This window comes from Asticcacaulis machinosus (assembly GCF_028550435.1).
GTDB lineage: Bacteria > Pseudomonadota > Alphaproteobacteria > Caulobacterales > Caulobacteraceae > Asticcacaulis > Asticcacaulis machinosus.
The window spans coordinates 39,248-65,016 of sequence record NZ_JAQQKV010000004.1; the positions used below are offsets into that span (position 1 = coordinate 39,248).

At 57.5% G+C, this 25,769-nt stretch carries 28 protein-coding genes; 21 read left to right on the forward strand and 7 right to left on the reverse strand.

Annotation, left to right across the window (positions count from 1 at the left end):
- Nucleotides 1–45 precede the first annotated feature (45 nt).
- A complete protein-coding gene (locus PQU98_RS15435) occupies nt 46–480 on the forward strand; it encodes a winged helix-turn-helix transcriptional regulator (protein ID WP_272745859.1) in 435 nt (144 codons plus the stop codon).
- On the opposite strand, the gene PQU98_RS15440 is transcribed toward PQU98_RS15435, so the two are convergent.
- Nucleotides 471–923: a hypothetical protein gene (locus tag PQU98_RS15440; protein ID WP_272745860.1), complete on the reverse strand. Its 453-nt coding sequence runs from the start codon at nt 921–923 to the stop codon at nt 471–473. The two genes, PQU98_RS15435 and PQU98_RS15440, sit on opposite strands and share 10 nt — an antisense overlap.
- Between PQU98_RS15440 and PQU98_RS15445 the strand changes: the two genes are divergently transcribed.
- On the forward strand, nt 922–1,464 hold the full coding sequence (locus PQU98_RS15445; protein ID WP_272745861.1) for a hypothetical protein: 543 nt from the start codon (nt 922–924) through the stop codon (nt 1,462–1,464). The two genes, PQU98_RS15440 and PQU98_RS15445, sit on opposite strands and share 2 nt — an antisense overlap.
- A gap of 23 nt (nt 1,465–1,487) precedes the next feature.
- Here the strand turns inward: PQU98_RS15445 and PQU98_RS15450 are convergent, their stop codons facing one another.
- Genes PQU98_RS15450 through PQU98_RS15465 form a run of 4 tightly spaced genes read right to left on the reverse strand, consistent with a single transcriptional unit; the run spans nt 1,488 to nt 5,231 of the window.
- Complete coding sequence (locus tag PQU98_RS15450) at nt 1,488–2,765, reverse strand: MFS transporter (RefSeq protein WP_272745862.1); 1,278 nt, start codon at nt 2,763–2,765, stop codon at nt 1,488–1,490.
- A 30-nt stretch (nt 2,766–2,795) separates the two neighbouring features.
- Nucleotides 2,796–3,434, reverse strand: a complete 639-nt coding sequence (locus PQU98_RS15455) for a 2-dehydro-3-deoxy-6-phosphogalactonate aldolase (RefSeq protein ID WP_272745863.1) — start codon at nt 3,432–3,434, stop codon at nt 2,796–2,798.
- A 9-nt stretch (nt 3,435–3,443) separates the two neighbouring features.
- Complete coding sequence (locus PQU98_RS15460) at nt 3,444–4,340, reverse strand: 2-dehydro-3-deoxygalactonokinase (RefSeq protein WP_272745864.1); 897 nt, start codon at nt 4,338–4,340, stop codon at nt 3,444–3,446.
- 18 nt (nt 4,341–4,358) lie between these two features.
- Nucleotides 4,359–5,231: an SMP-30/gluconolactonase/LRE family protein gene (locus tag PQU98_RS15465; protein ID WP_272745865.1), complete on the reverse strand. Its 873-nt coding sequence runs from the start codon at nt 5,229–5,231 to the stop codon at nt 4,359–4,361.
- A 212-nt stretch (nt 5,232–5,443) separates the two neighbouring features.
- Between PQU98_RS15465 and PQU98_RS15470 the strand changes: the two genes are divergently transcribed.
- The 4 genes from PQU98_RS15470 (at nt 5,444) to PQU98_RS15485 (ending at nt 10,085) form a co-directional block, all read left to right on the forward strand.
- Nucleotides 5,444–6,664: an acetyl-CoA C-acetyltransferase gene (locus PQU98_RS15470; protein WP_272745866.1), complete on the forward strand. Its 1,221-nt coding sequence runs from the start codon at nt 5,444–5,446 to the stop codon at nt 6,662–6,664.
- Nucleotides 6,665–6,835: 171 nt separating this feature from the next.
- Nucleotides 6,836–9,043 carry a 3-hydroxyacyl-CoA dehydrogenase NAD-binding domain-containing protein gene (locus tag PQU98_RS15475; protein WP_272745867.1) on the forward strand — a complete coding sequence of 736 codons (2,208 nt, stop codon included), beginning with the start codon at nt 6,836–6,838 and terminating at the stop codon, nt 9,041–9,043.
- Between the two features lie 141 nt (nt 9,044–9,184).
- Entirely contained in the window at nt 9,185–9,550 is a 366-nt protein-coding gene (locus PQU98_RS15480; RefSeq protein ID WP_272745868.1) for an endonuclease domain-containing protein, read from the forward strand.
- Between the two features lie 163 nt (nt 9,551–9,713).
- Nucleotides 9,714–10,085: a hypothetical protein gene (locus tag PQU98_RS15485; protein ID WP_272745869.1), complete on the forward strand. Its 372-nt coding sequence runs from the start codon at nt 9,714–9,716 to the stop codon at nt 10,083–10,085.
- 91 nt (nt 10,086–10,176) lie between these two features.
- On the opposite strand, the gene PQU98_RS15490 is transcribed toward PQU98_RS15485, so the two are convergent.
- Nucleotides 10,177–10,449, reverse strand: coding sequence for a BolA family protein (locus PQU98_RS15490; protein WP_272745870.1), 273 nt, complete (start codon nt 10,447–10,449; stop codon nt 10,177–10,179).
- 70 nt (nt 10,450–10,519) lie between these two features.
- Between PQU98_RS15490 and PQU98_RS15495 the strand changes: the two genes are divergently transcribed.
- Both PQU98_RS15495 and PQU98_RS15500 read left to right on the forward strand, forming a co-directional pair.
- Nucleotides 10,520–11,188 carry a J domain-containing protein gene (locus PQU98_RS15495; RefSeq protein WP_272745871.1) on the forward strand — a complete coding sequence of 223 codons (669 nt, stop codon included), beginning with the start codon at nt 10,520–10,522 and terminating at the stop codon, nt 11,186–11,188.
- 206 nt (nt 11,189–11,394) lie between these two features.
- Nucleotides 11,395–11,844, forward strand: coding sequence for a GFA family protein (locus PQU98_RS15500; protein WP_272745872.1), 450 nt, complete (start codon nt 11,395–11,397; stop codon nt 11,842–11,844).
- A gap of 6 nt (nt 11,845–11,850) precedes the next feature.
- Here PQU98_RS15500 and PQU98_RS15505 read toward each other — a convergent pair whose 3' ends face one another.
- The gene (locus PQU98_RS15505) at nt 11,851–13,887 is read right to left on the reverse strand and encodes a hypothetical protein (protein WP_272745873.1); all 2,037 of its coding nucleotides are present in this window, start codon (nt 13,885–13,887) and stop codon (nt 11,851–11,853) included.
- A 266-nt stretch (nt 13,888–14,153) separates the two neighbouring features.
- On the opposite strand from PQU98_RS15505, the gene PQU98_RS15510 reads away from it, so the two are divergent.
- The 13 genes from PQU98_RS15510 (at nt 14,154) to tilS (ending at nt 25,709) form a co-directional block, all read left to right on the forward strand.
- Nucleotides 14,154–14,414, forward strand: a complete 261-nt coding sequence (locus PQU98_RS15510) for a hypothetical protein (RefSeq protein ID WP_272745874.1) — start codon at nt 14,154–14,156, stop codon at nt 14,412–14,414.
- A gap of 60 nt (nt 14,415–14,474) precedes the next feature.
- Nucleotides 14,475–15,026 (forward strand): crossover junction endodeoxyribonuclease RuvC, encoded by a 552-nt coding sequence (gene ruvC, locus PQU98_RS15515; protein ID WP_272745875.1) that lies wholly within the window; start codon nt 14,475–14,477, stop codon nt 15,024–15,026.
- Entirely contained in the window at nt 15,023–15,637 is a 615-nt protein-coding gene (ruvA, locus tag PQU98_RS15520; protein WP_272745876.1) for a Holliday junction branch migration protein RuvA, read from the forward strand. The genes ruvC and ruvA overlap by 4 nt, the downstream gene beginning before the upstream one ends.
- A gap of 15 nt (nt 15,638–15,652) precedes the next feature.
- On the forward strand, nt 15,653–16,702 hold the full coding sequence (ruvB, locus tag PQU98_RS15525) for a Holliday junction branch migration DNA helicase RuvB (RefSeq protein WP_272745877.1): 1,050 nt from the start codon (nt 15,653–15,655) through the stop codon (nt 16,700–16,702).
- Nucleotides 16,703–16,926: 224 nt separating this feature from the next.
- Nucleotides 16,927–17,463 (forward strand): YbgC/FadM family acyl-CoA thioesterase, encoded by a 537-nt coding sequence (locus PQU98_RS15530; RefSeq protein ID WP_272745878.1) that lies wholly within the window; start codon nt 16,927–16,929, stop codon nt 17,461–17,463.
- A 219-nt stretch (nt 17,464–17,682) separates the two neighbouring features.
- Nucleotides 17,683–18,402, forward strand: coding sequence for a protein TolQ (gene tolQ / locus PQU98_RS15535; RefSeq protein ID WP_272745879.1), 720 nt, complete (start codon nt 17,683–17,685; stop codon nt 18,400–18,402).
- A gap of 10 nt (nt 18,403–18,412) precedes the next feature.
- Entirely contained in the window at nt 18,413–18,901 is a 489-nt protein-coding gene (tolR, locus tag PQU98_RS15540; protein WP_272745880.1) for a protein TolR, read from the forward strand.
- On the forward strand, nt 18,901–19,728 hold the full coding sequence (gene tolA / locus PQU98_RS15545; protein WP_272745881.1) for a cell envelope integrity protein TolA: 828 nt from the start codon (nt 18,901–18,903) through the stop codon (nt 19,726–19,728). Before tolR ends, tolA begins: the two co-directional genes overlap by 1 nt.
- Before the next feature lie 255 nt (nt 19,729–19,983).
- Nucleotides 19,984–21,294: a Tol-Pal system beta propeller repeat protein TolB gene (gene tolB, locus PQU98_RS15550; RefSeq protein WP_438263886.1), complete on the forward strand. Its 1,311-nt coding sequence runs from the start codon at nt 19,984–19,986 to the stop codon at nt 21,292–21,294.
- Between the two features lie 260 nt (nt 21,295–21,554).
- Nucleotides 21,555–22,109 carry a peptidoglycan-associated lipoprotein Pal gene (gene pal / locus PQU98_RS15555; RefSeq protein ID WP_272745882.1) on the forward strand — a complete coding sequence of 185 codons (555 nt, stop codon included), beginning with the start codon at nt 21,555–21,557 and terminating at the stop codon, nt 22,107–22,109.
- Nucleotides 22,110–22,278: 169 nt separating this feature from the next.
- Entirely contained in the window at nt 22,279–23,232 is a 954-nt protein-coding gene (locus tag PQU98_RS15560; protein ID WP_272745883.1) for a CsgG/HfaB family protein, read from the forward strand.
- 221 nt (nt 23,233–23,453) lie between these two features.
- Entirely contained in the window at nt 23,454–24,386 is a 933-nt protein-coding gene (locus PQU98_RS15565) for a tetratricopeptide repeat protein (protein WP_272745884.1), read from the forward strand.
- 21 nt (nt 24,387–24,407) lie between these two features.
- Nucleotides 24,408–25,709 carry a tRNA lysidine(34) synthetase TilS gene (gene tilS / locus PQU98_RS15570; protein WP_272745885.1) on the forward strand — a complete coding sequence of 434 codons (1,302 nt, stop codon included), beginning with the start codon at nt 24,408–24,410 and terminating at the stop codon, nt 25,707–25,709.
- Nucleotides 25,710–25,769: the final 60 nt, after the last annotated feature.

A 25,769-nucleotide genomic window follows, 5' to 3' on the forward strand; every position in this document is an offset into this window, starting at 1 on the left:
AACTTATCGGGGCCTGTAAAGACGGCAGGTTTTCGGGAGATAGGCATGTTGAAGGAACTACCCCAAGGTGAGGGGCTTATGGGTAAAGGTGTCGATACCATCGTTGAGGCTGTGCTCGGCGGCGTCACGGTTGGCATGAACCCGTCCGATTGTCCGGTGCGTGATGTGCTTGATCACATAGGCGGCAAGTGGTCGAGCCTGATCCTTCTGAACCTCAAGGCCCGTCCGCACCGCTTCGGAGAGCTTAAGCGGGCCATTCCTGATATTTCCCAGCGGATGCTGACCCAGACCCTGCGTGATCAGCAGCGTGACGGTCTGATCAGCCGCCATGTCTTTCCGACCAATCCGCCCAGCGTCGAATATCGATTGACCGATCTGGGCGACAGCCTGATTGTGACCCTAAGCCCGCTGATGGCCTGGGCAGTCGACAACCACAGCCATATACTTAAGGCGCGGGCGGTGTTTGATGATCATGGCTGAAGATTGAAATTTCTTGGCGGGTGTCTTTTATGCATTATTTGCCTATTAATAATCGGTAAAAGATCCTCATGAGTTTTTGGCGTAACCAGATAGGTTTCAAAGTCATCGGAATTATTAGGATTACGTAGTGTGATGGTGGCCGGAGCCTGAAAGATACTACTTATTTCACGAAGATTATTGCGAAGTTTTTCAAGCTCTTCAAGGTTAAGCGCACTAATATATTTTGCAATGTCGCCTTTCAGGCTTTGCGACACTACCAAAGTGGTCAGGGCGCAAAAATACCATATCTGTGTTGCTTCGCTTTCATGCGGGATATCCAAATGTTTACGACACGCAGAGAGCATTGCTTTCGGGTTAGTGCTGTAGCCGTTCGACTTTAGCCAAATATCGAATACGGCATTTTTTGCGCGCCTGGGTGGAGTTGGGTGTGTTATAGATGTCATGGCCTATATCAACTCTGGGGAGGGAATTATGTTAGAGGTAAAACACAGTCTGGGGGAGGGGACGCATTGCGCCTTTCGCATCGATGCCCATTACGGTCAGTTTGATGAGCAGACGGTCGCCTATACCGTCACAGCCACTGTCGAAAGAGGCGACGCAGATACAATCAGCAAAAGTCTATACCTGAAAGTCCATACCGGCAATGGAGAGGGTGGGGAAGGGGACTTATGGGTAGATATTCTTGACGGTGATGTGCGTCTATTACATCAGCCAGTGTCTGAGCTGCCTGATGTGGTTGATGTCATTGATTTTATCATCCCTGACTGGGTTACGGGCGACCCTTTGATTACCTGCGCGATAAAGGCAGGACTGGGGGCGATAATCAGGCAACTTATGCAATGTCACCGCGCGCACCGAGACGCGCCTCTCAGGGGAAGGATAATGCCGGTCTTGCGCTGCCTGCGTGATCATGCCGCACAGATAGGTCTTCATGCCTTGACACGATTCCTGAACTGTTTGCGGCGGGCTATTCTGGGCGCTTAACCGTCAGTGATAGTGGATAAGGTTTAAACCTCGTCCTTACCTGACAGCAGGATACAGACCAGCGTAATGATCGCGGCGACCAGCATATAATAGCCGACGAAGTGCAGGCCGTAATTGGCCTGCAACCATGTGGCGGCATAGGGGGCCAGAGACGCGCCGACGATACCGGCGAAATTGAACGTCAGTGACGCACCGGTGTACCTTACCCGTGTGGGGAAGGGGGCGGCCAAAGCCGTGCCGATCAGGGCGTAGGTCATGCCCATCAGCGCCATAGCCAGTATGGAAAAGCCAGCGATTTCAACGCCGGTGCCGCCCATCAAGGTCGGCAGGAAGAAAGAAAACACGCCGATGGTGACGGTGGTGCCGATCAGCACTTCGCGTCGGCCATATTGCTCGGCCATCTTGGCCGAGATCGGAATAAAAATACCAAAAGCGATCGAGCCCAGAATCTGAATACCGAGGGCATCGACAAACGGAATCTGACGGATTTTGACGTTATACGACAGAAGATAGGCGCTGCCGATATAGAACAGTACAAAGGTCACCAGCGCCACAAAGGTGCCTAAGAACAGGCTGCGCTTATATTTGCTGAAAATCTCGACCAGCGGCACTTCGACGCGTTCGTGCTTATCGATGGCCTGTTGGAACTCCGGGGTTTCGGTGATCGACAAACGTACCCACAGGCCTATGGCGATCAGGGCAATAGACGCGATAAACGGTATGCGCCAGCCCCAGCTCAGCAGATCTTCCTGTGAGATGAAATGCAGCAATATCCAGAAGGCGCCGGACGACAGCAAAAGCCCCAGCGGCGCCCCAAGCTGCGGGAACATACCGTACCAGGAGCGCTTGCCTTCGGGGGCGTTTTCGGTGGCAAGCAGTACCGCGCCGCCCCATTCACCACCCAGGCCAAAACCCTGACCGAACCGGCACAGCGCCAGCAATAGAGGTGCCCACACCCCGATCTGGGCATAGGAGGGCAGAAGACCGATGATAACGGTTGAAATCCCCATGGTCAGCAGGGCCGCGACCAGTGTGACCTTACGGCCTATCCGGTCACCGAAATGGCCAAAGACGATAGCCCCGACCGGCCTGGCGAAAAAGGCGATGGAGAAGGTCGCAAACGACTGCAAAAGGGCCGAAGTCGGGTCGCTGTTGGGAAAGAACAGGGTCGGAAACACCAGAACCGCCGCCGTGGCATAGACATAGAAGTCGAAAAATTCGATGGTCGTGCCGATCAGGCTGGCGACCAGCACCTGCGCGGGAGAATTCACCGGCTTGGCCGGTGTCAATGTAGCGGTCATGTATTTTAGCCCCTGAAGCCCTTTACAGGCTTAGCCCTTTAGTCCCTGCCAGGCGGTTACGAATGCCTTGGCCTTTTCATACACGATTTCGGCGGTGTCGCCAGGCTTATAGACGCTGGAACCGATACCAAAACCGCGCGCGCCGACGCTGAGGTATTCGCCCATATTGGTGGGTTCGATCCCGCCGACCGGAAAGACCGGCGTCGTGCGGGGGATAACGGCGTTCATGGCCTTAAGCCCCTTGGGGCCCGCAAGCTCTGCCGGAAACAGCTTGATGGCGTCGGCACCGGCCTCAATGGCCGCAAAGGCTTCGGTCGGGGTGAAGAAGGCGGGGAATGAGATCAGGCCCAGTTCCTTGGCCTTTTTGATCACGTCTACATTGGTGTTGGGGGAGATGCAGATCTGCCCGCCGACGGCGGCTAAGGTTTCGACATCGCCAACTTTCAGCACGGTGCCGGCGCCAACGATAGCGCGTTCGCCCAAACGGCTGGCCAGCATCTGGATCGATTTGAACGGATCGGGCGAATTGAGCGGGACTTCGACGATCTTGAAACCGGCCTCGATTAGCGCATCGCCGACCGCCTCAGCCTCTTCGGGCTTGACGCCGCGCAGGATCGCCACCAGCGGCAGGGTATTCAGCGCATCGCGCCATTGTTCCATAAGCGACATAAGAGATTCCTATCGTAACGAATTGATGGCCCACAGGCCGCGGCTGGAGGCGGTATCGCCGTCATGTTGGGTCACGCGGTCGAAACCGGCAAACTTAAGCGCAGCCTTGTAAAGCTCGATCAGGGCGCCGTCACCGACGATGCCGACCGGCTTGTTGCCGTGTTTTTCCTTCTCGGCGGCGATTTCCGAACCGATCAGAATACCCGACATATAGGACGACAGGCTCTCCGGCTTGATATTGTTGAACAAAGCCTCAGTCCGTACCGAGAAAATCAGCGACAGGAAGGCCTTATCGTTCAGGGCGCGTTCAACCCCTTTCAGGAAGGCGGCTTCGTCGTCGGTGTCATTGTCCATCAAAAGGCCGAGGATCGAATTGGCCTTAAGCACCTGGAACATTTCGCCGGTCATGTGGGTGGAGAATGTTTTGACCTCGCCGCCTTCGACCTGCGCCCACTTGGAATGGGTGCCGGGCAGGATGACCAGCCCTTCGGCCTCATCGCCCAAGCCATAGATCTGCGTTTCTTCGCCGCGCATAACATTGAGCAGGCCGGTATCGGGCGACTTGGCATAAAGCCCCGGCACAATGGCCACATCCAGACGCGGGTGCGGGGCGCGCACCAGATGTCCGGCAATGTCCTTCACCGTCGACGGGCAGGCGGCATAGGGCGCTTCGACCCAGCCCTGACGCGAGCCGACCATGCCCGACAGGATGAACGGCAGGTGATCTAATCCCGCGAAATCGTCCTTAAGCACGCTCAACAGGGCCTGCTCAAAGCTTAAGACACCAAGGTTTTTCAGGCCGATATTGGCGGCGTGCTTGGCGATGACCGCGCCTGTCTCATCATAAAGGAACATGCGGAAGTTGGTCGTGCCCCAATCGGCACCGATCAGCGTAGGTGTGCTCATGAATATGTACCTTTGAATTTATCCGCCAAATTGCAGCGTCGGTAATCCGGTGTGGCCGCGTAATAGCGGAGTTGGCACCTCAAATAAAGTCCCGGCCTCTTTATCATCCGGCTGATCGACGGCGGCCGAGGTCACAAACAGGCGGTCAAGGCTCTTACCTGCAAAGGTCATGGAGGTGATTTGCTTTGCGGGCATAGGAATGGCGAAATCAAGCGTGCCATCAGGCTTAAAGCGGCTGATACGTGACCCGCCCCAGTGGGCGATCCAGATGCCGCCTTGCGCGTCCGTCGTCATACCATCGGGCGAACCATCGGTATCTTCGTTAAAGGCCACAAACAGGCGTTTATTGGATTCGTTACCGTCGGCATCCAGATCAAATACGTAAACCTCACCCGCGCCGGAATCGGTGTGGTAGATTTTTGTGTGATCCGGACTGAACGCCGGGCCATTGGCGACCTGATAGGGGCCGTCGATATGTTTAAAGGTCAGATCGGCCTCAAGGCGGTGCAGCCCGCCGCTTTTTTCGGTCTGCGGCATGTGCAGGCTGCCCGCCCAGATGCGACCCCACTTATCGGCCTTGGCGTCATTGAGGCGGTTGTCGGGGTGCTGGGGTTCCGGATCGCCGATATGTTTCAGAGTGAAGGGCTCCAGCGTCAGTTGGGTGAAACCGGACTTAAGGCCCGCGATAAACCCGCCCTTTTCGCGCTCAATGACCCAGCCGATCGGCTCGGGGAATACCCAGTGTTTCAGGGATTTGTCATCAAGGCGATAGCGATGCAGCTTATGGCCTAAGATATCGACCCAATAGACGGCATTATCGCGCGCCGACCATAACGGCCCTTCGCCGAGAAACGACCCTGGCGGTGAAATGCGGATAATGTCATCAGTCATGGTCATGCCCCTGTTTATTGATTTTGTCGGACTTTATTTAACGCATACGCTTCAAAAATCCAGTCTGGAAACGATGATCGGTAAAATAATTGTATGATAATTATCGGGGTGAATTTCAGGCTGGTAGCGTGAAGTTTACCAACATCGTATCTTGACGTTCGCGTAAAGTTGGCGCACACCTTTCACCAATTAAAAGCTTCGGAGGACGCTACATGGCCGACAGTGCTAATGCCGCCTATATCTATGACACGCTGCGCACCCCGCGTGGTAAGGGTAAGAAAGACGGCTCACTTCATGAAATCACCGCCCTTAACCTGTCGGCGCAGGTGCTGACGGGGCTGGCGGAGCGTAATGGCCTCGATACGGCGCTGGTCGAAGATGTGGTCTGGGGCTGCGTGACGCCGGTGGGCGAGCAGGGCGGCGACATTGCCCGCGCGGCAGTTCTGGCGGCCGGCTATGCGCAAACCTGCGGCGGGGTGCAGATCAACCGGTTTTGCGCGTCGGGCCTTGAGGCTATCAATATGGCGGCGGCCAAGGTGATATCGGGCGAAGCCGATATGGCCATTGGCGGCGGCGTTGAATCGATGAGCCGTATTCCGATGGGCTCGGACGGTGGGGCCTGGGCGATCGATGTGGCGGCGGCGTTCCCGACCTATTTCGTCCCGCAAGGGGTGTCGGCCGATACGATTGCGACCAAGTGGGGCTTTTCACGCGATGACGTTGATGCCTACGCCGTCGAATCGCACAAACGCTCGGCCAAAAGCTGGGCCGAGGGCCGGTTCAAAAAATCGGTGCATCCGGTGAAAGATCAGTTGGGCGTCACCATCCTTGACCGCGACGAAACCATCCGCCCCAATACCGATATGCAGGCTCTGGCGGGGCTTAATCCGTCCTTTGCCATGATGGGTGAAATGGGCGGGTTCGATGCGGTCATCAATCAGCGTTATCCTGAACTTGAGCGCATCAATCACATCCATACGCCGGGCAATTCCTCGGCCATCGTTGATGGTTCGGCCGCGGTTCTGATCGGCAATAAACGCGCCGGTGAGGCGGCGGGGTTGAGGCCGCGCGCCCGCATCAAGGGCATGGCCTCGATCGGGTCCGAGCCGTCGATCATGCTAACGGGGCCGTCGTACGTGACGGAAAAGCTGCTGAAACGCTTAAGCATGAGCGTGGCCGATATCGACCTTTATGAGTTGAACGAAGCCTTTGCGTCGGTGGTTTTGCGCTACATGCAGGCGCTCGATATTCCGCACGATAAGATCAATGTCTGCGGCGGGGCGATTGCGATGGGCCACCCGCTGGGGGCTACGGGAGCGATGATCCTCGGCACCGTGCTGGATGAACTGGAGCGTACCGGTAAATCAACCGCGCTGGTGACCCTGTGCGTCGGTGGCGGCATGGCCACGGCCACGGTTATTGAGCGTATTTAACAAACGGCAGGAAAGAGTACCCCTCCGTCAGCTTCGCCTGATGGCTCGCTGCCACCTCCCCATCTGCGCCGAAAGGCTTGATAGGGAGGAGGGGGCGCGAAATCTCCTCCCTACGCAGTGGGGAGGTGGCCCGAAGGGACGGAGGGGTAGTCCTTAAAGAGGATGGAAACTATGCAAAATTTTAAAGTTGAACTCGATTCCGACGGCATTCTGGTCTGCGCCTTTGATACGGTCGGCAAGACCATGAACACCTTCACCAAGGCCGCGCTCGATGACCTGATGGCGATTGCCGAGCGCGCCAAAACCGATGGGGCGGTCAAGGGGGTGGTGATCACCTCGGCCAAGTCCAACGGCTTTTGCGCGGGGGCCGACCTTGAGGAAATGCTGGGCGGCGCGTGGGAGGCTGAGGGGATTGATAAATCTGACCCCGAAGCCGAGCTAAAAGGCGCCTTTGCCGCCGCATTTGAGATGAACCGTGTCTATCGGGCGCTGGAGACCTGCGGCAAACCGGTGGCAGCCGCGATCAACGGGCTGGCACTGGGCGGCGGCACGGAACTGGTGCTGGCCTGCCATTACCGCGTATTGTCGGATGGCCCGAAGGTTCAGATGGGCCTGCCCGAAGTCAAGATCGGCCTGTTCCCCGGCGGCGGCGGCTCGCAGCGTTTGCCGCGCTTGATCGGCGCGCAAGCCGCCCTGATCGCCATGTCGGAAGGTAAGAACTTTAAGCCGAAAGAGGCTTTGGCCGCCGGTATTGTCCACGAAGTGGTCGCCGACGATCAGGTGGTTGAGGCGGCGAAGGCCTGGATCAAAACAAAAGGCGATCCGGTCGCTCTGTGGGACAAGAAAGAGTTCAAAATCCCCGGCGGCGGGCCGTACCATCCGGCGGGCGCGCAGGTCTTTATGATGGGTAACGCCCTGCTGCGCAAACAGTCCTATGGCAACTATCCGGCGGTTATCAACCTGATGCACGCCGTCTATGAAGGGCTGCAACTGCCGATCGATTCGGCGCTTAAGGTCGAGACGCGTTATTTCGCCAAGACCTTGATGACACCTCAAGCTAAAGCCATGATCCGCACCCTGTTTTTCTCGATGCAGGCGGTGGGTAAGGGCTCAGGCCGTCCGGTGGGGGTGCCCAAGACCGAGTTTTCTCAAGTGGCTGTGCTGGGCGCCGGCATGATGGGGGCGGGGATCGCCTATGTCACGGCTATGTCGGGCATCAAGGTCGTGCTTATCGACCGGGATCAGGCCGCCGCCGATAAGGGCAAATCCCATTGCGAAGACCTGCTGAAAAAGGCCGTGTCTCGTGGCAAGATGACTCAGGATAAGGCGCAAGGCGTGCTCGATCTGATTGCCGCCACGCCGGATTACGGCCTGATCAAGGGCTCCGATCTGGTGGTCGAGGCGGTGTTTGAAAACACCGAACTCAAGGCTGGGGTTACAAAGCTGGCCGAAGCTGAACTGGCGGACACAGCGGTATTCGGCTCCAATACCTCGACCATCCCGATTTCCTTGCTGGCCAAGGCGTCGGTGCGGCCGGAAAACTATATCGGCATCCACTTCTTCTCGCCGGTCGATAAGATGATGCTGGTTGAGATCATCATGGGCGAAAAGACCTCGGATGCGACTCTGGCCAAAGCGATTGACTATGTGCTGAAGATCAAAAAGACCCCGATCGTGGTCAATGACGAACGCTTCTTCTTTGCCAACCGCTGCTTCATCCCGTTTACCGCCGAGGGTCTGCATATGTGGGCCGAAGGGATTGCCCCCGCCATTATCGACAATGTCGGACGCGCAACGGGTATGCCGCGCGGGCCGCTTGAGATGATGGATGATGTCGCGCTTGATCTGCTGGTCAAGATCACGTCGGAAACGGCCAAGGCCGAAGGGGCGAACTATATCCCTATCCCCGGTGAGGCCGAGGTCGCCAAGATGGTGGCCGACGGTCGTCTGGGTCGCAAGAACGGCAAGGGTTTCTATGACTATCCCGAAGCGGGCGGCAACAAAGCGCTGTGGGCGGGCACCAAGGATATGTTCCCCGTGACCATGTCTGAGGCCGATCCGGCGCAGGCCGAAGAACTGAAAAAGCGTCTGCTCTATATTCAGGCAGTGACGGCGGCGCGCTGTTTCGAGGAGGGCGTCATCACCGACCCGCGTGAAGCCGATGTCGGCTCGATCCTCGGTTGGGGCTTTGCGCCGTGGTCGGGCGGGATCATCTCCCTGATCGACTCGATTGGTACTGCGACGTTTGTGGCGGAGCTGGATCGCATGACCGGCCTTTATGGTGACCGCTTTGCCCCGCCGCAGCTTCTGCGCGACATGGCGGCCAAGGGGGAAACCTTCTATGGCCGTTTCGGTAAGGTAGATAGGAAGGCGGCTTAGTCTTAGAACTCCCCTTCAGCTTGCTGAGGGGGAGGTGGGCCGGAGGGGCGGAGGGGGTGACTGAAGGTTCCGTAAACCCCACCTGTCACTACGTGACATCCTCCCCTTATATTAAGGGGAGGTTCTTATGTTGAGGATATCTTGTTAAAGCCGCCGAGAGACAAAGCCCGCGCCCTTAGAAAAGATATGTCCCTGCCCGAAATGCTGATCTGGGGGCGGCTTCGTGTACGTCAAAAGGGCCAGTCGCAGTTTCGGCGTCAACACCCGTTGGGTATTTATGTGGCAGATTTTTATTGTGCCAAAGCCAAACTGGTCATCGAAATAGATGGTATGGCGCACAGTCTTTACGGTCGCGCGCGCAGAGATGATATCCGGGATAAATGGATGGCGGCTCAAGATCTCATGATCGTGCGAATAGCTGCAGGCGATGTTCTGAACGACCCGGGCGAGGTGGCGGATGGTATTTACCGTATGGCCACTGAGCGGCTGAAATCAACGCAGGTTTGAAGGCGTAATTCAGAATTTCATGGGCGGTCGCCTTTGCATCTGCGAATAAATCCCGTTCACATTGTGTTGCAATGCAGCATTTTGCATTGACCTGACTCATCCTGTTTTTTAACAATGACAGCGCTGACATTGTTGTTAGCGCTAACTTATGGATGTGTGTGTCATGAAAAATTTCTCCCTCGCCTTTGCCGTTGCGATCTCCTCGGCCCTTATCGGCGGCTCGGCCTTAGCTGAATGTGATCAGGCTCAGTTCCTGGAAACCGGTCGTCTGACGACCCTGGCCGTGTCTGAAAAGCTCGGCATGAGCGCCACCGATGTGTCGCGCAAGACTATCCGCCTCAAGGAATGTGTGGCTGAAGCCAGCACGATTTCTTCTGAATTTACCTACAGCTATGTCGAAGGTTCCGACACCAAGACCGTCAATGGCTCGGTCAAGATCGCCGACGGCAAGGTCGCTTCGGTAAATCTGGGTGGTCGCGATATCTTTGTTGCCTCCGATGACCGCCTGTTCTCCAAGGCCATAAAGCTGAACTAGGTTTGGCTTAACCTTTGAAACGCGAAAGGCACCGGCTCCCCCCGGTGCCTTTTTTGCCGTAAGTGCCCTACCGCTACGCTGCTTGAGGGCTTTAGACCTCGGCAGGGGTTTTTGCCTGTATCGACAAGGCGTGGACCGGCCCGGCCAATTCCTCACGCAGCGCCTCATTGACCTTGCGCTGGCGCGCCACGCGGTTGAGGCCTTCAAAGGCGTCTGAGACGATCAACACAGAAAAATGACTTTCGCCCCCTTCACGGGCGCCCGAGTGTCCACTATGTTTGTCGCTGTCATCATGAATCTCCAGTCGTTGCGGTTTGAAGGCGGTTTCCAGCTTGGATTTCAGCCGCTCAGTGACTATTCCCATGATTTTGCCAGACCTTTCTGTTAAAGTGTTCGGCCAGTTTTTTTTAGGTTTCAGGATCACAGTTCATACTATGAGCGACGGTTACAAATATACCCCCAAATTCGGTCTCGACATGCGCATCCGCCCGCCCAAAGAAGGCGAAGTGCAGGGCAAGCGTCCCGAAGATGACGTCTTGTCGCTAAAGCCGGGTCAGATTCGCTGCGAATGGCCGGAGTGTCATCGCGCGTCGACGGCCAAGGCGCCTAAGTCGCGCGAAATGATGAACGAATACTATAACTTCTGTCAGGCGCACGCGGGCGAGTACAACAAAAACTGGAACTTCTTTTCCGGCATGTCTGAGGGCGAAGCCAAGCAGCACCGCGAAGCCACCATTACCGGCGGCCGCCCGACCTGGCAGTTCCGTGCCTCCCGCGTCAGCCGCGAAGCCGCCAACTTCGCCACCAAGGGCGCGAAGATCGGCAATGGCATGTACGATCCCCACAGCGTCTTTGGCGCCGGTGCCAGCCCTGATCGCAGTAAGGCCGAACCCTCTCAGCGCCAGTATGGCAAGATCGAGCGTCAGGCCTTTGCCGATCTCGACCTCGATGTCGGCGCCACCGCCGAACAGATCCGAGTGCGCTACACTGAGATGCTGAAACGCTGTCACCCCGACAACAACGGCGGTGACCGCTCCGCCGAGGACAAGCTGCAACGCGTCATAAAGGCTTATAAAGTCCTCAAAAAAATGTCTCTGGCCTAGGCGGGTCTTTTGCCCTGTAAGTTCGTCGGCTGCGGCTTGCAGGTACTATGTGTACCTGCGGCGCTTGCCTCCTGTTTACATGACAAAATCCCTCGCCTATGCGCGCGGTGGTGCATAAAAGAACCTCCCCGGCGCGCTCAAGCAGCGAAGCGGTAGCGCACTAAAAAGCCAGGGGAGGGTGGCGCGAAGCGCCGGGTGGGGTGAAAATGCCAGCAGTCAAAACCGGTGGATGCCAATGCGGCGCGGTGCGATTCATAGTCGAAGGCGAACTCGGCCACGCCTCGATCTGCCATTGCCGCATGTGCCAGAAAGCTTACGGCAATTTCTTTGCCCCTCTGGTCAGTGTGCGTGAGGCGACCCTGATCTGGACCAGAGCCGAACCCGCTCGCTTTCAAAGCTCAAACCTTGTGCAACGCGGGTTTTGCAGTGGGTGCGGCACACCGCTGACCTACGAAGCGCCGGACGGGGTCGCGGTATCCATCGCCGCCTTTGATGACCCTGCGACCATTATACCCGAAATCCAGTTCGGCGTTGAAGCCAAACTGTCCTATGTTGATAACCTGCACAGCCTGCCGACGCGCGCCACCCTCGAAGACATCGACTCTGCGCCGTTTTTAAATGACCTGATAAGCTATCAGCACCCTGACCATGAATAATGGGGGCTATGCCCCCAGCCGCTGAACATCGCGCAGGGCGTTGTCAGCCATAGCTTTCAGGCCGGCATGGCCTGGCATCTGGGCGGACAGTTCAGCAAACACCTCATGGGCCTTACGGTATAGTGGCGCTGCCCTGAGGTGTTCCCCCTGCATTTCACGGATTTGGGCCAGACGCGCCAGCGCAATCCCACGACCGGAACGCACCTGAAGATTGGACGGGTCAAGATAAGCCAGGCTCTCATTGATCAGGCTCAGTTCCTCAAACGCAGTGGCCGCTGTCGTCAGATCACCGACCTTGAACTTCAGATCGGCATACTGGGTCAGAAGGCCTGAACGGGTCTGCGGATCGCTGACCACGGCCAGAGCCCGACCGATAACCGGTGCTAACACATCTGTGCGGCCATCCATCTGATAGCGGCGGGCCAGATAAAGGTGAATATTAGCGTCCGATGGATCAAGTTCAGAGACCTGCTCATAGGCCATCATGGCCTTGGGGTCATCGCGGCCCATATGCAGAGCGCCATATACCCGCCATAACTCCGCCGAATGGGCAAAAGCACCGGCATTCATCAGTTCATTGGCCATGCCCTGCAACCGGCTGGCGGCGACTGACAAATCCCCAGCCGCAATCAGGTCAAACACTTCGCGGCTCTGGGGGGATTTATCGTAATAGAGATAGCTGATGCGTACCGATAATTCCTCGGCGGCGATCGGGCGCGTGGTGTCTGGCCAGACGGACAACGCCGTCGATACCGTCTGACCGATCTCTTCTTCCGGTGTCAGGACAGGAACTGCAACTGCAGCCGGAGCTGGAGCCTGATCCTGAACCGTCACAGGTGCGGGCACGACTGGGGCATAGGCGTCATGCGCCGCAGGAGCCGGCGTGTCGATAAAGCGCATGGCGGACGTGACTACGGCATTAATATCGCTGGGAGGCAGGTCACGGACAGCCGTTTCAGGGGCCTCCGCCAGCAGAGCCGCAGCAATGGGATCGGACAGCGTATCAGGTAATGGGGCGGGGTCAGGCTCAGTGAAAACAACCGGGCCAGAATCGAAACCAGAATCGGGCGCACGCTCTTGTGCCGTAAGTGGTGATTCAGTGGCAAGGGCGACTGATCCGGTGGCCACCGGATCAGATCCGATTGGCTCTTGCGGGGCTTGCATCACCTCAGGTGCAGGCTCAGGGGCGGGCCGTAATGGAATGACCTGGGCGGTGGGGGGGGGCTCAGGCATTGCCTCAGGCGCTGGGGAGGCTGGCTTGGGTCTCAGGCCGGAAATGTGCAGGCCATGCTCAGGCGACAATACGTCTGTGTCCACGACCGGACGAGCGGGTGTCTCGGCCTCCGGTTTAAATTCCGCAGGTCTGGGCTGCGGGTTGTTCAGATGCGGGTGGGACAGATGGGGTTTCGGCAGGCCAAAGGCGTCGGCGGCATTGTCACCATAGTGCGGGATCAGTTCATGGCTGGACGGCGTGGCCAGAGGGGCCTGAGATTGCGACAGCCCGGCCTGAGTGGTGGCCGGTGGGGCCTCAAAGCGCAGGGCGGCGCGGTTACGGTTCGTCTGGTCGGGTGTATCTGTGCTCAGATAATGGACACTGGCGACCTTAAGGCCGTCCCCGCTCATCTGGAGTTGGGTTTCCGGTATGGCCAGATCGAAATCATCGCCACCAGAAGGCGCAACAGCAGCAGCGACTTTGGACCTGCGCTTCACCGGAACCGTCAGGCGGAACAGGCATCCCACGATACCGATAAGAATAACGGCAAGGCCCACCACCAGCAATCCGGAGGGAATAGTCTCAATGCGCGCCCAGCTTATCCAGTCTTCGCTGTATGGGCTTGATACAGGGGCTCCGCCCGTGAAGACGGCGAGTGCGCACATTAAAAGGCCGGCCAGCATCAGCACGACAAACCCGGTCAGGGGCAAGCGGTTTCCGGATTTGGACGGTTTCATGGCCTCAGCCCTGACCTGAGCGGAATCAATAGGATGTCCGCTGGAACCATAGTCTTCACCCTCAAAGGCCTTGCGCGTGTCCACCTGTGTCACCTCTGCCCCCTCATGCAGGCCATTCCGGCCTGCTCCCCGCAGCAGGGAGTTAAGCCTAAGCTTGGCCGTCTGGCAATCGTGTTGAAGGCAATATGTCCCAAAAAGAGGACTCATAAGCCTTAGCGGTGGCTGCCTTGCAACTATGCGGCCATTTATTGCGACCCCTCACGTGCGCTTGCGGCCTCTGACGGTTAACTATAATCTCGTTATGACAGAATTAGGACAATGCCCCATATCTGCAACCTTACAATACCGGTGACTTTATAATGCCTGTGACCGTCGATCAGTTTTTGAATGCGGCCCTTGATCGTGATATCGACGCAAGTCGGGCCACAGGTGATTGCCAGACCTATTTCGACCTGTTGAGGGATCTTGACTTTTTTCAACGCACCCTGGCTCAGCGGGCGCGTGCCTGCCGCGGTCAGACCGACGACGATCTGTCGTATCAAAAGACGGCGGCGGCCCTGGCGCAGGTCAAAAGCCGCCTGCAGGATATCGAGCAAGTCTATGGGCTAGTGTCGCATTAACCGCCATATTAACCAATGTTCGGTTGCGCACCGGATGAAGACCTGTTTTATATCGAACATATGAAGAACACGATTCGGATCATCGGACTTGATCCCGGTCTGCGCAGGCTGGGGTGGGGCGTTATCGACGTTGACGGCGCGCGTCTGTCGTGGGTCGGGCACGGGGTAATAACACCCGATGAAAAGCAGGCCCTGTCGGATCGCCTGCTGGATTTATTTGAGGGGCTGACGCAGGTGCTTGAAACCTATCACCCGGATGAAGCCGCGATCGAAGAAACCTTTGTCAATATGAATCCGGCCTCGACCCTTAAGCTGGGTCACGCGCGAGCGGCCGCGATGCTGGCCCCCGCAAAGCTGGGCCTGAGTGTGGCGGAATATGCCGCCCTTGATGTCAAAAAATCGGTAGTCGGGGCCGGGCGCGCCGATAAGGATCAGGTTCTGTTCATGGTCAGGCGCCTGTTGCCGCGCGCGGGGGCTGAGGCTTCGCTTACAGCAGATATGGCCGATGCGCTGGCGGTGGCGATCACCCATGCCCATAAGCGTAAGATGGCTATACTGCGCTCAAGCAGCGCAGCGGTAGCGCAACTTAAAACCAAGCGGAGCGTAGCATGATCGGGCGTTTGCGCGGCCTTGTGCTGGAACTGAGCGACGAAGAGGCGCTGATCGAGGTCGGGGGTGTCGGCTATATCGTCCGTTGCGGGGTGCGGACGCTTGCCAATATGCCGGAACTGGGCACCGAGGTTATCGTCCACATCGAAAGTGTCACCCGCGAAGACGGCACGCGCCTGTTCGGATTTTTGACCAAGGATGAACGGCAGGCCTTTGTGTCCCTGCAAGGGGTGCAGGGCGTGGGGCCTAAGGCCGCTTTGGCGGTACTCGATATCATGACGCCGTCTGAACTGGCACAGGCCGTGGCGTCTGAGGATAAGGCGAAAGTCGGGCGGGCGTCCGGTGTCGGGCCAAAGCTGGCCCAGCGCATTGTGATTGAACTTAAAGGCAAGCCTCTGACCGTGGCGGGCGCGTTTGAGCCGGTCGGCTACAGTCCGGCGGCGGTGACGACGATTAAGCCGTCGGTGAATGGTGAAAGCGTGGCCGCCCTGATGGGGCTTGGGATGTCTGAGCAGCAGTCGAGACAGGCGGTAGAGGCAGCGGTAAAGGATCTGGGGCCGGAGGCGGAACTGGCGGCGGTGATCCGCGCCTCGCTTAAGGCGCTAGGGCGATAGAGAGTACAATACGACATGAGTAGACTGATCTCAGGCGAGCGGCAGGACGATGAACACGGATCGCTGATCAGCGAACTGGGCATTGACCGCGCTCTGCGTCCGCAAACCTTTGACGATTTTGTGGGGCAGGCCCCGCTCAAGGCCAATCTCAAGGTGTTCGTGGCCGCCGCCGCCGCGCGTCGTGAATCCCTTGATCACGTGCTGTTTTATGGCCCGCCCGGTCTGGGCAAGACAACCTTGGCGCAGATTGTGGCCAAGGAACTGGGGGTTGGGTTTCGCGCCACCTCCGGGCCGATGCTGGCCAAGGCGGGCGATCTGGCGGCGATCCTGTCCAATCTTGAGCCCAACGATGTTCTGTTTATCGATGAAATTCATCGGCTTAATCCGGCGGTTGAGGAAATCCTTTATCCGGCCATGGAAGATTATGTTCTCGACCTCATCATCGGGGATGGCCCCGCGGCGCGGACGGTGCGCATTGACCTGGCACCGTTTACGCTGGTGGGAGCCACCACGCGGGCGGGGTTGCTGTCGCAGCCCCTGCGCGACCGGTTTGGTATTCCGCTCAGGCTTGAGTTTTATACCCCCGAAGAACTGACGCGGGTGGTGATCGGGGCGGCGCGTAAACTGGGTACGCCCGTCAGCGAAGACGGGGCCATGGAAATTGCCTCACGCTCACGCGGGACGCCGCGGGTGGCGGGCAGGTTGCTGCGGCGGGTGCGCGATTTTGCCACCGCCGACGGGGCGACCACGATCGATAAAAAGGCGGCCTCAAAAGCGCTGGCGCGGCTTGAGGTCGATCAAGTCGGCCTTGATCATTCCGATCGGCGGTATTTGAGGGCATTGATTGAAAACTATTCCGGTGGGCCGGTAGGGCTGGAGACCATTGCGGCTGCCATTGCCGAAGCCCGCGACGCTGTTGAGGATATGATCGAGCCTTATCTGTTGCAGCAGGGCTTTATTCAGCGCACGCCGCGCGGACGCATGGCCTGTGCACGCGCCTATCTGCATCTGGGCCTTAATCCGCCAGCGGCAATACCCCCCACAGGCGATCTGTTTGACGGGTAATATTTGCTTTTATAGGACGCAACTGTGCGTTGCTAATGACTACGTTGAATTTTTGGCGACAGCTCTTCCCTGTGGTTAAATAAGTCTTTACGAATCGTGACCGGGCGCGCAAGGTTTTCATATTGCGTTGCGGCAGAGGTAGCTTATTATTGGTATGGGCGGTGTGACCAGCGTGTCGGGCATAATTGTGTGTGTGACCTGAGCGCTTTTTGCGTAGGTGGGCTATGAAAGATATCGATTTTCTGGTCGAGGGCGCGTTATCGGGCTTTATCGACGGTCGTACCCATAGCTTGCCGATTCGTGTCTATTACGAAGACACCGATTTTTCCGGTGTGGTCTATTACGCAAACTACCTGAAATATTTTGAGCGCGGTCGTTCCGACTTTATGCGCCTGTTGAACATTCCCCATTCTGATCTGGCGGCGCGCGAAGACCCGCTGGCCTTTGCCGTGGCGGAAATCAACGTTAAATACCATGCCCCGGCTAAGATCGATGATGTCCTGTGGGTGCGCAGTGAGATCGACGGGTCGCAAGGCGCGCGCTTTAACCTGACCCAGCGCATTGAGTGTAAGGGTAAGGTTCTGTGCGTCGGTAAGCTGCAACTGGTGTGCATCGATATGGCGTCGCGACCGCGCCGTCTGCCCAAGTCGCTGCTGGAGATCGTGCGCGAAAAGTTTTTACCTGAAAATAAGCCACAGCCACTTACCGCCGAAAAGACGGCGGCTGAAGCGGTGCATCCCGGCAATAATCTGCTGGTATAGTGACACGCTTTATCAAGGCTGCGTATTGACACCTGATAGCGAATGCCAATAGCCGTGATCCGTTACGGATAGTTGCGGCATCACTGCACTTTCCCTGAAAATTATAAACTTAATTAACCTTGCCATAGAATTGTCATCACTCTTGAGGCAAGGTGCCGAAACAATTCGATTACGCGCGAATGGCCGTTCGCGCGTCAGGTTACTTTTTAGGAGTCTTATATGGAAGCGGCGGCTGCCCCCGAAGCCCTCAGTTCAGGTTTGAATTTCGTTGAACTGTTTATGCAGGCCGATTGGGTCGTCAAATCGGTAATGATCGGACTGGTGCTGGCCTCATTATGGTCGTGGGCGATCATTATTGATAAGACTTTGAAGCTGAACCGAATGAACAAAGAGGCTGACGGTTTTGAAGGCACTCTGGCTTCTGGTCGTCCGCTCGAAGATATCGGGGCATCATTAGGCACCAATCCGACGCAACCGTTCCAGAAGTTGCTGGTGGCGGTGACTGCTGCGTGGCGCGACTATAAGGGTAAGGTGATCACCCCGTCCCAAAGCGATCTGCTGGTCAACCAGATTGACCGCGAGCTTAATCACGTCATTTCCGCCGAAGCCGATCAGATCGAAGATGGCCTGAGTATTCTGGCGGTTATCGCCACCGCCAGCCCGTTTATCGGGCTGTTCGGCACCGTTTGGGGGATCATGAATGCCTTTGGGGCGATTGCGTCTCAGGGGGATACCAATCTCGCAACCGTAGCGCCTGCAATTTCCGAGGCCCTGTTTGCCACGGCTATGGGCTTGGCGGCCGCTATTCCGGCCTATATCGGCTATAACCTGTTCAGCGCCAAGACCGGCCGTTTCGTCGGGCGCATGGAAGGGTTTGCTGATGAACTGATGGTGTCGGTGACCCGTCGTCTGGCCGACAAGCTCGGCGGCCTGAAGTAAGGAGACCGGCATGGCATTGGGAACAGGCGCTGCCGGCGGAGGCCGCAGAGGCGGGCGCAGATCGCGGCGTAAGCCCGCATTATCTGAAATCAACGTCACGCCGATGGTGGATGTGATGTTGGTGCTGCTGATCATCTTTATGGTGTCGGCTCCGCTTCTGACCTCCGGCGTCAAGATTGATCTGCCTAAGACCGAAGCGGCGGCGCTTAAGGATGAAGGTGATCCGCTGACCGTGTCGATTCAGCGCGACGGCGCGATCTATGTGATGGATGATCCGGCCAGCTACGATCAGATGGCGGCGCGTCTGCTGGCCATGACCAATGGCGATACGTCAAAGCCCGTCTATGTGCGTGCCGATGGCGCGGCACCCTATGAGAACGTGGCGCGGGTGATGGCCAAGCTGTCGACATCGGGCTTTACCAAGATCAATCTGCTGACCGAAAGCGTCGGGGAAAAAGCCGCATCTGCACCGTCTTCGCCAGAGGTGACGCAGCCGTAATGAGACGTTTCGGTACAGCCACACTCCTGTCGGTACTGCTGCATGTCGGCATCGTTGCGCTTGCGTTTGTGACCTGGACGCATCAGACGCCTAAGACTCTGACCTCATCCGTACCGGTGACGATCATTTCCGACATGCCGACCTTTGAGCAGGCGGCAGCCCCGGTCGATGAACTGGCGGTCAAGCCGCCGGAGCCTGAGCCCGCGCCCGAAGTCATGCCGGAACCGGCCCCGCCTACGCCTGCGCCTAAGCAGCCGGTGCCTAAGCCCGAAGTGGCCAAGGCCCCGACGCCGCAACCGAAACCGGCGCCCAAGGCCCCGGAAGTGTCCAAGGATGGCCTGAAAAAACCGCAGGACACAAAAAAACCTGCGCAAAAGGCACCCGCTAAACCGGCCCCTAAGGCGCTGGATCTGGATTTTCTGGCTAAATCACCAAGCTCGCCGTCAAAAGCGCCGACCCGCGCCCCTGCACGGGCCAATACCCGCGCGACCGATGGGGCATCCAATGCGGGGTCGTCGCCAGCCGATACGGGCCCCGCTATGAACGCGCTGACGGCACGTCTGCAACGTTTATGGTCGCCGAACTGTGACGTGCCGGGCGGCAATCAGGTTGAGATCGATATCGGGTTTACGCTTTCGCCGGGTGGGCGCGTCGTCAAAGGGCCGGAATGGCTGGATCGGCGCAGCGATCCGGTCTGGCAGGCCGGGGCGTCGCGGGCTATTGCTGCCGTCAGCCGTGGTCAGCCCTACGGAGATTTGCCTGATGGGCTTTATAACCGGGCGCTGATTATTACCTTTGATGCCAAAACTTTCTGTGCGTCGCGATAATCTTGCCTCATTGTTCTTTTATTTCCGTAATGAGTACTGAGATATAGATAACATAAGAACAAGGTACATTGCTTTTCCTCCTCCCTACGCTGGCGTGGGGAGGTGGCTGTGAGCGCAGCGAACAGACGGAGGGGTACTGCTGACGAAGGATACCCCTCCGTCTCGTAAACTCGACACCTCCCCATGAAATGGGGAGGAGAAAAATCAAAGAGGCCCTTGATGACCCAAAGCTCTATACGCAAAAGCCCCTTCGTGATCCGCAGCCTCATGACTCTGGCCGTAACGGTTGCCGCCCTGTCGTGTGTGGCCGCGCCGGTTCAGGCCCAGGAGCCTCTGCGCGCCACCGTTAATCAGGGGGTGATCGAGCCGATGCCGATTGCCATCAAGATTGATTCGGCGGCGACCAATGCGTCGGGCAATCTTGGGACGCAGATATCCAAGGTGGTCATGGCTGATCTGGAACGCTCCGGCTTTTTCCGGCCGATCGATCCGAACGCGTTTATCCAGTCGCAGCTTGATGTCAATGTGACACCAAACTTTGAAAACTGGCGCACGATCAATGCGCAGGCACTGTCTAATGGCATGGCCTTTATTGACGGGCAGGGGCGTTTGCAGGTTGATTTTCGCCTGTGGGATGTGTTCTCCGAAAAGCAGCTTTTGGGCATGTCTTTCACAGCCACACCGGAAAACTATCGTCGCATCGCCCATAAGATTGCCGACGCCATCTATGAAAAGCTGACCGGCGAAGAGGGCTATTTCGATACCCGTATCGTATTCGTGGCCGAAAGCGGCGGTCGTTCAAAGCGCATCAAGCGGCTGGCCATCATGGATCAGGACGGCGCCAATCCGTCCTATCTGACCGATGGCTCCTATAAGGTCATGACCCCGCGCTTTAATGCCGACAGTCAGGAAATCACCTATATGGCGCTGCGTGACGATTCCGCGCGCATCTATATTTTCAATATTGAAACGGGCCGTCAGGAAACGGTGGGCCAGAAGGGTATGGTGTTTGCGCCGCGCTTCTCGCCCGATGGCACCAAACTGGCCTACAGCGTGGCTCAGGGGGGCAATACAGATATCTATGTCATGGACCTGCGCTCGCGCTCTACGCGCCGGTTGACGACAGAATCGTCAATTGAAACCTCGCCGTCATTCTCGGCAGATGGATCAACGATTGTCTTTACCTCTGATCGCGGTGGCTCCCCCCAAATCTACGCCATGAATGCCGATGGATCGGGCATCCGCCGGATTACCTTCGGCGGTGGTTCCTATTCAACGCCGGTCTATTCGCCCAAAGGCGATCTGATCGCCTTTACCAAACAATCCAGCGGACGGTTCTCGATCGGGGTGATGAAGGCTGACGGTTCGGGTGAGCGGCTTCTGACCTCATCCTACCTTGAAGAAGGCCCGACCTGGGCCCCCAATGGCCGTTACATCATGTTCTTCCGTGAGCCTCCGGGCGGGATGCCGTCGCTGTGGACGGTGGATGTCACCGGTCGGGTGGAGCGCGCAGTTCCGTATCCTGGCGGTGCATCTGATCCGGCCTGGTCGCCTCGTCTGAAGTAGAGAGTACATTTCTTTTACGGGAGAACTATCGCTTTTTTACACTTTGAGGCGATAAACTCAGGCTTAATAAGCTATCAATGATCGAAATCGTATAGATGCCTTTGATTTGCAACCACTTCGGTTTGACAAAGCCTGAAAGCCATATCATCGTAACGATCAACGTTTACAGGCCTTACAAAGGCGTCACAAATTTCATGTATCGGTCTTAACCCATGAGGCTGATGCGCACTTAAACCTGCAGACTTAAGGAACGACTTCTGATGACCATGACCCTGAAAACCCTTTCCAAAATTGCGCTGGTTGCGTTTGCGTCCGCATCGGTGGTGGCCTGTGCGTCCAAGCCGAAGCCTGAACCAGTAGCTCCGACCCCTGAGCCCGTTCCGACCCCGGCCCCGATGCCTGAAGCGGCACCGACCCCGGCGCCAGTGGCTCCGGTCGGCATCATCCCCGGTTCGCAGCAGGACTTCGTGGTCAATGTTGGTGACCGCGTTTATTTCGATCTGGATCAATCCGGTCTGCGCGAAGACGCCAAGGCGCTGCTGGACGCTCAGGCTGCCTGGCTGGTGCGCTATCCGGCCGTTAAGATCCGTATCGAAGGCAATGCGGATGAGCGCGGCACCCGTGAGTACAACTTCGCTCTGGGTGCCCGCCGCGCCGAATCTGTGTCGCAGTACCTGACACAAAAGGGCGTCGTGCCGGCCCGCATCTCGACCATCTCATACGGTAAGGAAAACCCGCTCGACACCACCTCATCGGAAGAAGGCTGGGCCAAGAACCGTAACGCCAAGACGACCCTGACCGAAGGCGCTCAATAAGCCCTGACGTCAGCGTATAAATAACATTGATTTTGATCGGGCCTGTGCTACGCATGGGCCCGATTTTTGTAATCATGAGCCGTGATTGCGTATGGTGATTTCGACGGCGACGTAGTAAAATCCGAACCTCGGTTATCAATCATTCACTCAGATTTTCAGGGGGCTGAAAATGCTCAAATTTCGTCTTTTGGCCATGACGGCCGCCACGGTCTGCGCATTGGGCTCAGGCTCTCAAGTGTTTGCGCAATCGACGATGGCGAAATCGTCGAAGGTTCAGCAGCATCAGAATAAGATGGTGGCTGAAATCCCGAAGTGCTCCAAAAAGCTGGGCTCGATCACCATCGTGGATGGTGATGATTCCTATGGCTGGACGCAGAACAATCTGGCTCCACCGGCTAAGTTGCTTAAGGTCGTGGTGCAGAAATCGGGTTGTTTCAGCCTGGTTGATCGCGGCGCGGGCATGGACGTGGCCCAGCGTGAGCGTGAACTGGGAAATTCCATGGGCCTGCAACGCGGCTCAAACATGGGCAAGGGGCAGATCAAGGCCGCTGACTTTGTGCTGGTGGCCGAAGTGGCGGCGGCTGATTCCAACACCGGCGGCGGCGGGGCTGCGGGCCTGATCGGCGGTCTGGTCGGTGGTCGCGCGGGCGCTGTCGTCGGTGGTTTCCGCACCAAAAAGATGGAAGCGGAAACGGTTTTGTCGCTGACCGACGTGCGCACCTCTGAGTCCAACTCATTTTCGGGCAGTGCAGCTAAGAACGAACTGAGCTGGGGCGTTGGCGCGGGGGCTGGCTTTGCCGGTGCCGTTGGCGGCGGCTATGAAAGCACGGAAATCGGCCGCATGGTCACTCAGGCGTTTATTATGGCCTATACGGACATGGTTCAAAGTCTGGGCGGGATCGACATTGGCGGAGCGGCTGCGGCCCCGACACGCAGCTTTGATGTGCTGACGGCCACGACCCTGCGCAGCACACCGGATGCCAAGGGTAAGGTGCTTCGCGCTCTGCCGGTCGGTCTGACTGTCTATCCAACCGGCGAAAAGAACGGCATGTGGTGGCAAGTGGCCGATGACAATGACAATATCGGCTGGGTGATGAACGACAAGCTGTCGGCCTCGAAATAAGGCTTAAAACCTAAGCCACTAAAAACCCCTGTTCTCGCAGCAGGGGTTTTTTATTGGCAAGGGCTCAAGATTTGAGTTTCCTGAAGCTGTGCCGGGATTTGAGCTTGTCATATTTCGGCCTGTCTTTATGGTTAGTCTCCAGTTTCATAAAACTGTAACCCCTGACTCTTTATGTTACGGGCTTTACAGTGCAGTTTCTATTTATATGCGGGAGTGTTCAGGTGCGTTGGCAACAAACGGCAGCTAAAAAATGGACTTTGCGTCATTGTGTCAGCGGTCTGGTTATGGCAATCGCTCTGACCGGCGGTATGTCGGTGATGTCCACGGCCGTGGCTCAGAACTATGCCATTTCCGACGAGGATGATGCCACACCTGCTGATCCGAATGCGCCGGCGGCGATTGTCTGGGACAAAAAGCGCCTTGACCGTCTGGATCGCAATGTGCGGAAGTTGGAGCGCGCAGTTCAGAAAACCGAAAATAAAGCCGCACCACCCATTCTGGTTGAACCCGACCCCGAGGTTGTGGCCTTGCAGGCCACCGTTGACTTTCTGTCGCGCAAACTGGATGAGCAGGCCGCTGTACTGACGCGCCTGACCGGCCAACTGGAAGAAGCCAATTTCGCAGCAACACAAGCCCAGTCACAGGTTCAGGCGCTGACGGCGCGTACCGATACCCTGACCAAGCGGGTTGATCTGCTCGATGCCAAATCCAAAGACTTTGAGGCCGCACTCGCCGGTCCGCCGCCGCCGCCGCCCACAACCGGCAGCGCTGAAGCGGATTTCGATCAGGCCTATAGCCTGATGAGCAGCAATCAGCTTGATGAGGCCACAACCGCGTTCGAAGCCTTTACGACCCAATGGCCAAAATCAGCGCAGGTGGCCGAAGCCTGGTTCCGTCTGGGCCAGATCAGAACCATGCGCGGTGATATTTCGGGATCGGTCGCGGCCTATGCTACCTCTCTCAAGGGCTGGCCCAAGGCGTCGTGGGCACCGGAATCAACGGTGAAGCTGGCGACGGCACTGGCGGATCTGAACCGTAAGGTTGAGACCTGCGCGGCCCTGACTGAATTCGATAAGCGCTATGCCGCTCAGGCGTCGGCCCCGATGAAGTCTCAGGCCAAGGCGCTTAAGGGCAAGGCGCAATGTGCGGCGTAACCGCTGTTGGATGAGCTTGGCTTGTGGCGGAAGGCGCTTCAGCCATTTGCCGAACTTCACGATATTTTTGAGGGTTTTGAGCGCTATCTGATCAAAGATAGCGCCAAACCTTTAGCCGTGGGAGTGTCCGGCGGCGGCGACAGTGTGGCCTTGCTGTGTCTGCTGCATCTGTGGGGTAGGCGTCCGATTGAGGTGTTTTGCGTTGATCATGGTCTTAATCCGCTGAGCATGGGCTGGTGCGCGCAGGTGCATTCTTTGGCGCGGCGGCTGGGGCATGGTTTTTCCAAACTCGACTGGATCGGTGACAAGCCGGTATCTGGTATTCAGGCCGCCGCGCGTCAGGCCCGGCATGGACTGCTGGCCGACGCCGCGCGGGGCAAGGGCATTGAGGTCTTAAGCCTCGGCCACAATCGCGATGATATCCTTGAAGCGGCGCTGATGCGCGATATGGGCTCTAATGTCAGTGCGCCCGGCATGTGGTCGCCATCACCCGTGTGGCCACAGGGGCGGGGCGTCTTTATCTATCGGCCATTGCTCAACGTGCCGCGTAAGGTGTTACGTGACTGGCTGACCGCGATTGGGGTCGGATGGGTTGATGATCCGGCCAATGAAAACCCTAAATATCTGCGGTCACAGGCACGGTTATTGGCGCGGGCGCAACTTACGGGGGCGGATGAGGCGCCTGATCCAGTGGGGGCTGCTGATTTTACCGCTGTACTATCCATGCCTCAGCCTTTGGGGTGGGCCGGGATTATTTCGCTCAGTGCCGATTATGTACGGGGCCTATCTGACCCGCGGGCTAACAGACTGATTGCAGCGGCGATGGTCAGCGCTGGCGGTAACGCGCGTTTGCCCCGCTCAGATAGTGTGGTGGCGATCGCTAACGGCCTTAAATGCGGTGAGGCAGGGCCCTTTGTGCTGTCAGGTGCGCGGCTGATATGTCGCGCAGGCACGATCCTGATCGGGCGTGAGGCCGGAGACATAGCTCGGCACAAGGTGGAGCCGTTAGTGTTGGCTTGCGGTGACGCGGGGATATGGGACGGGCGTTTTGAAATCAGATCTCTGCAAGGGGACGTAACCATCAGCCCTGTTCAGGGACAAAAAAACGCTTTGGTGGAGGCTGATCTGGCGCGTTATTTGCAGGTTCCGTCAGGCTTGCGCGGGGCGCTACCGGTCGCGAAAACCGGTGGCGGTGCGGGCAATGACCTTGTGTTGTTATCGGAAAGCGACAACAGTGCGGGGGTGACCTTGAGGTCGTGGGTTCTGTGGCGCTTTTATGCGGCGCTCGGGCTTATGAAGGATGAAGCCGATCTGCTCTGGTAGAGCGGCGAATCCACACTATATAGGTCTTTACGGCATTTACCTGAGTGGGATGACCCGCTA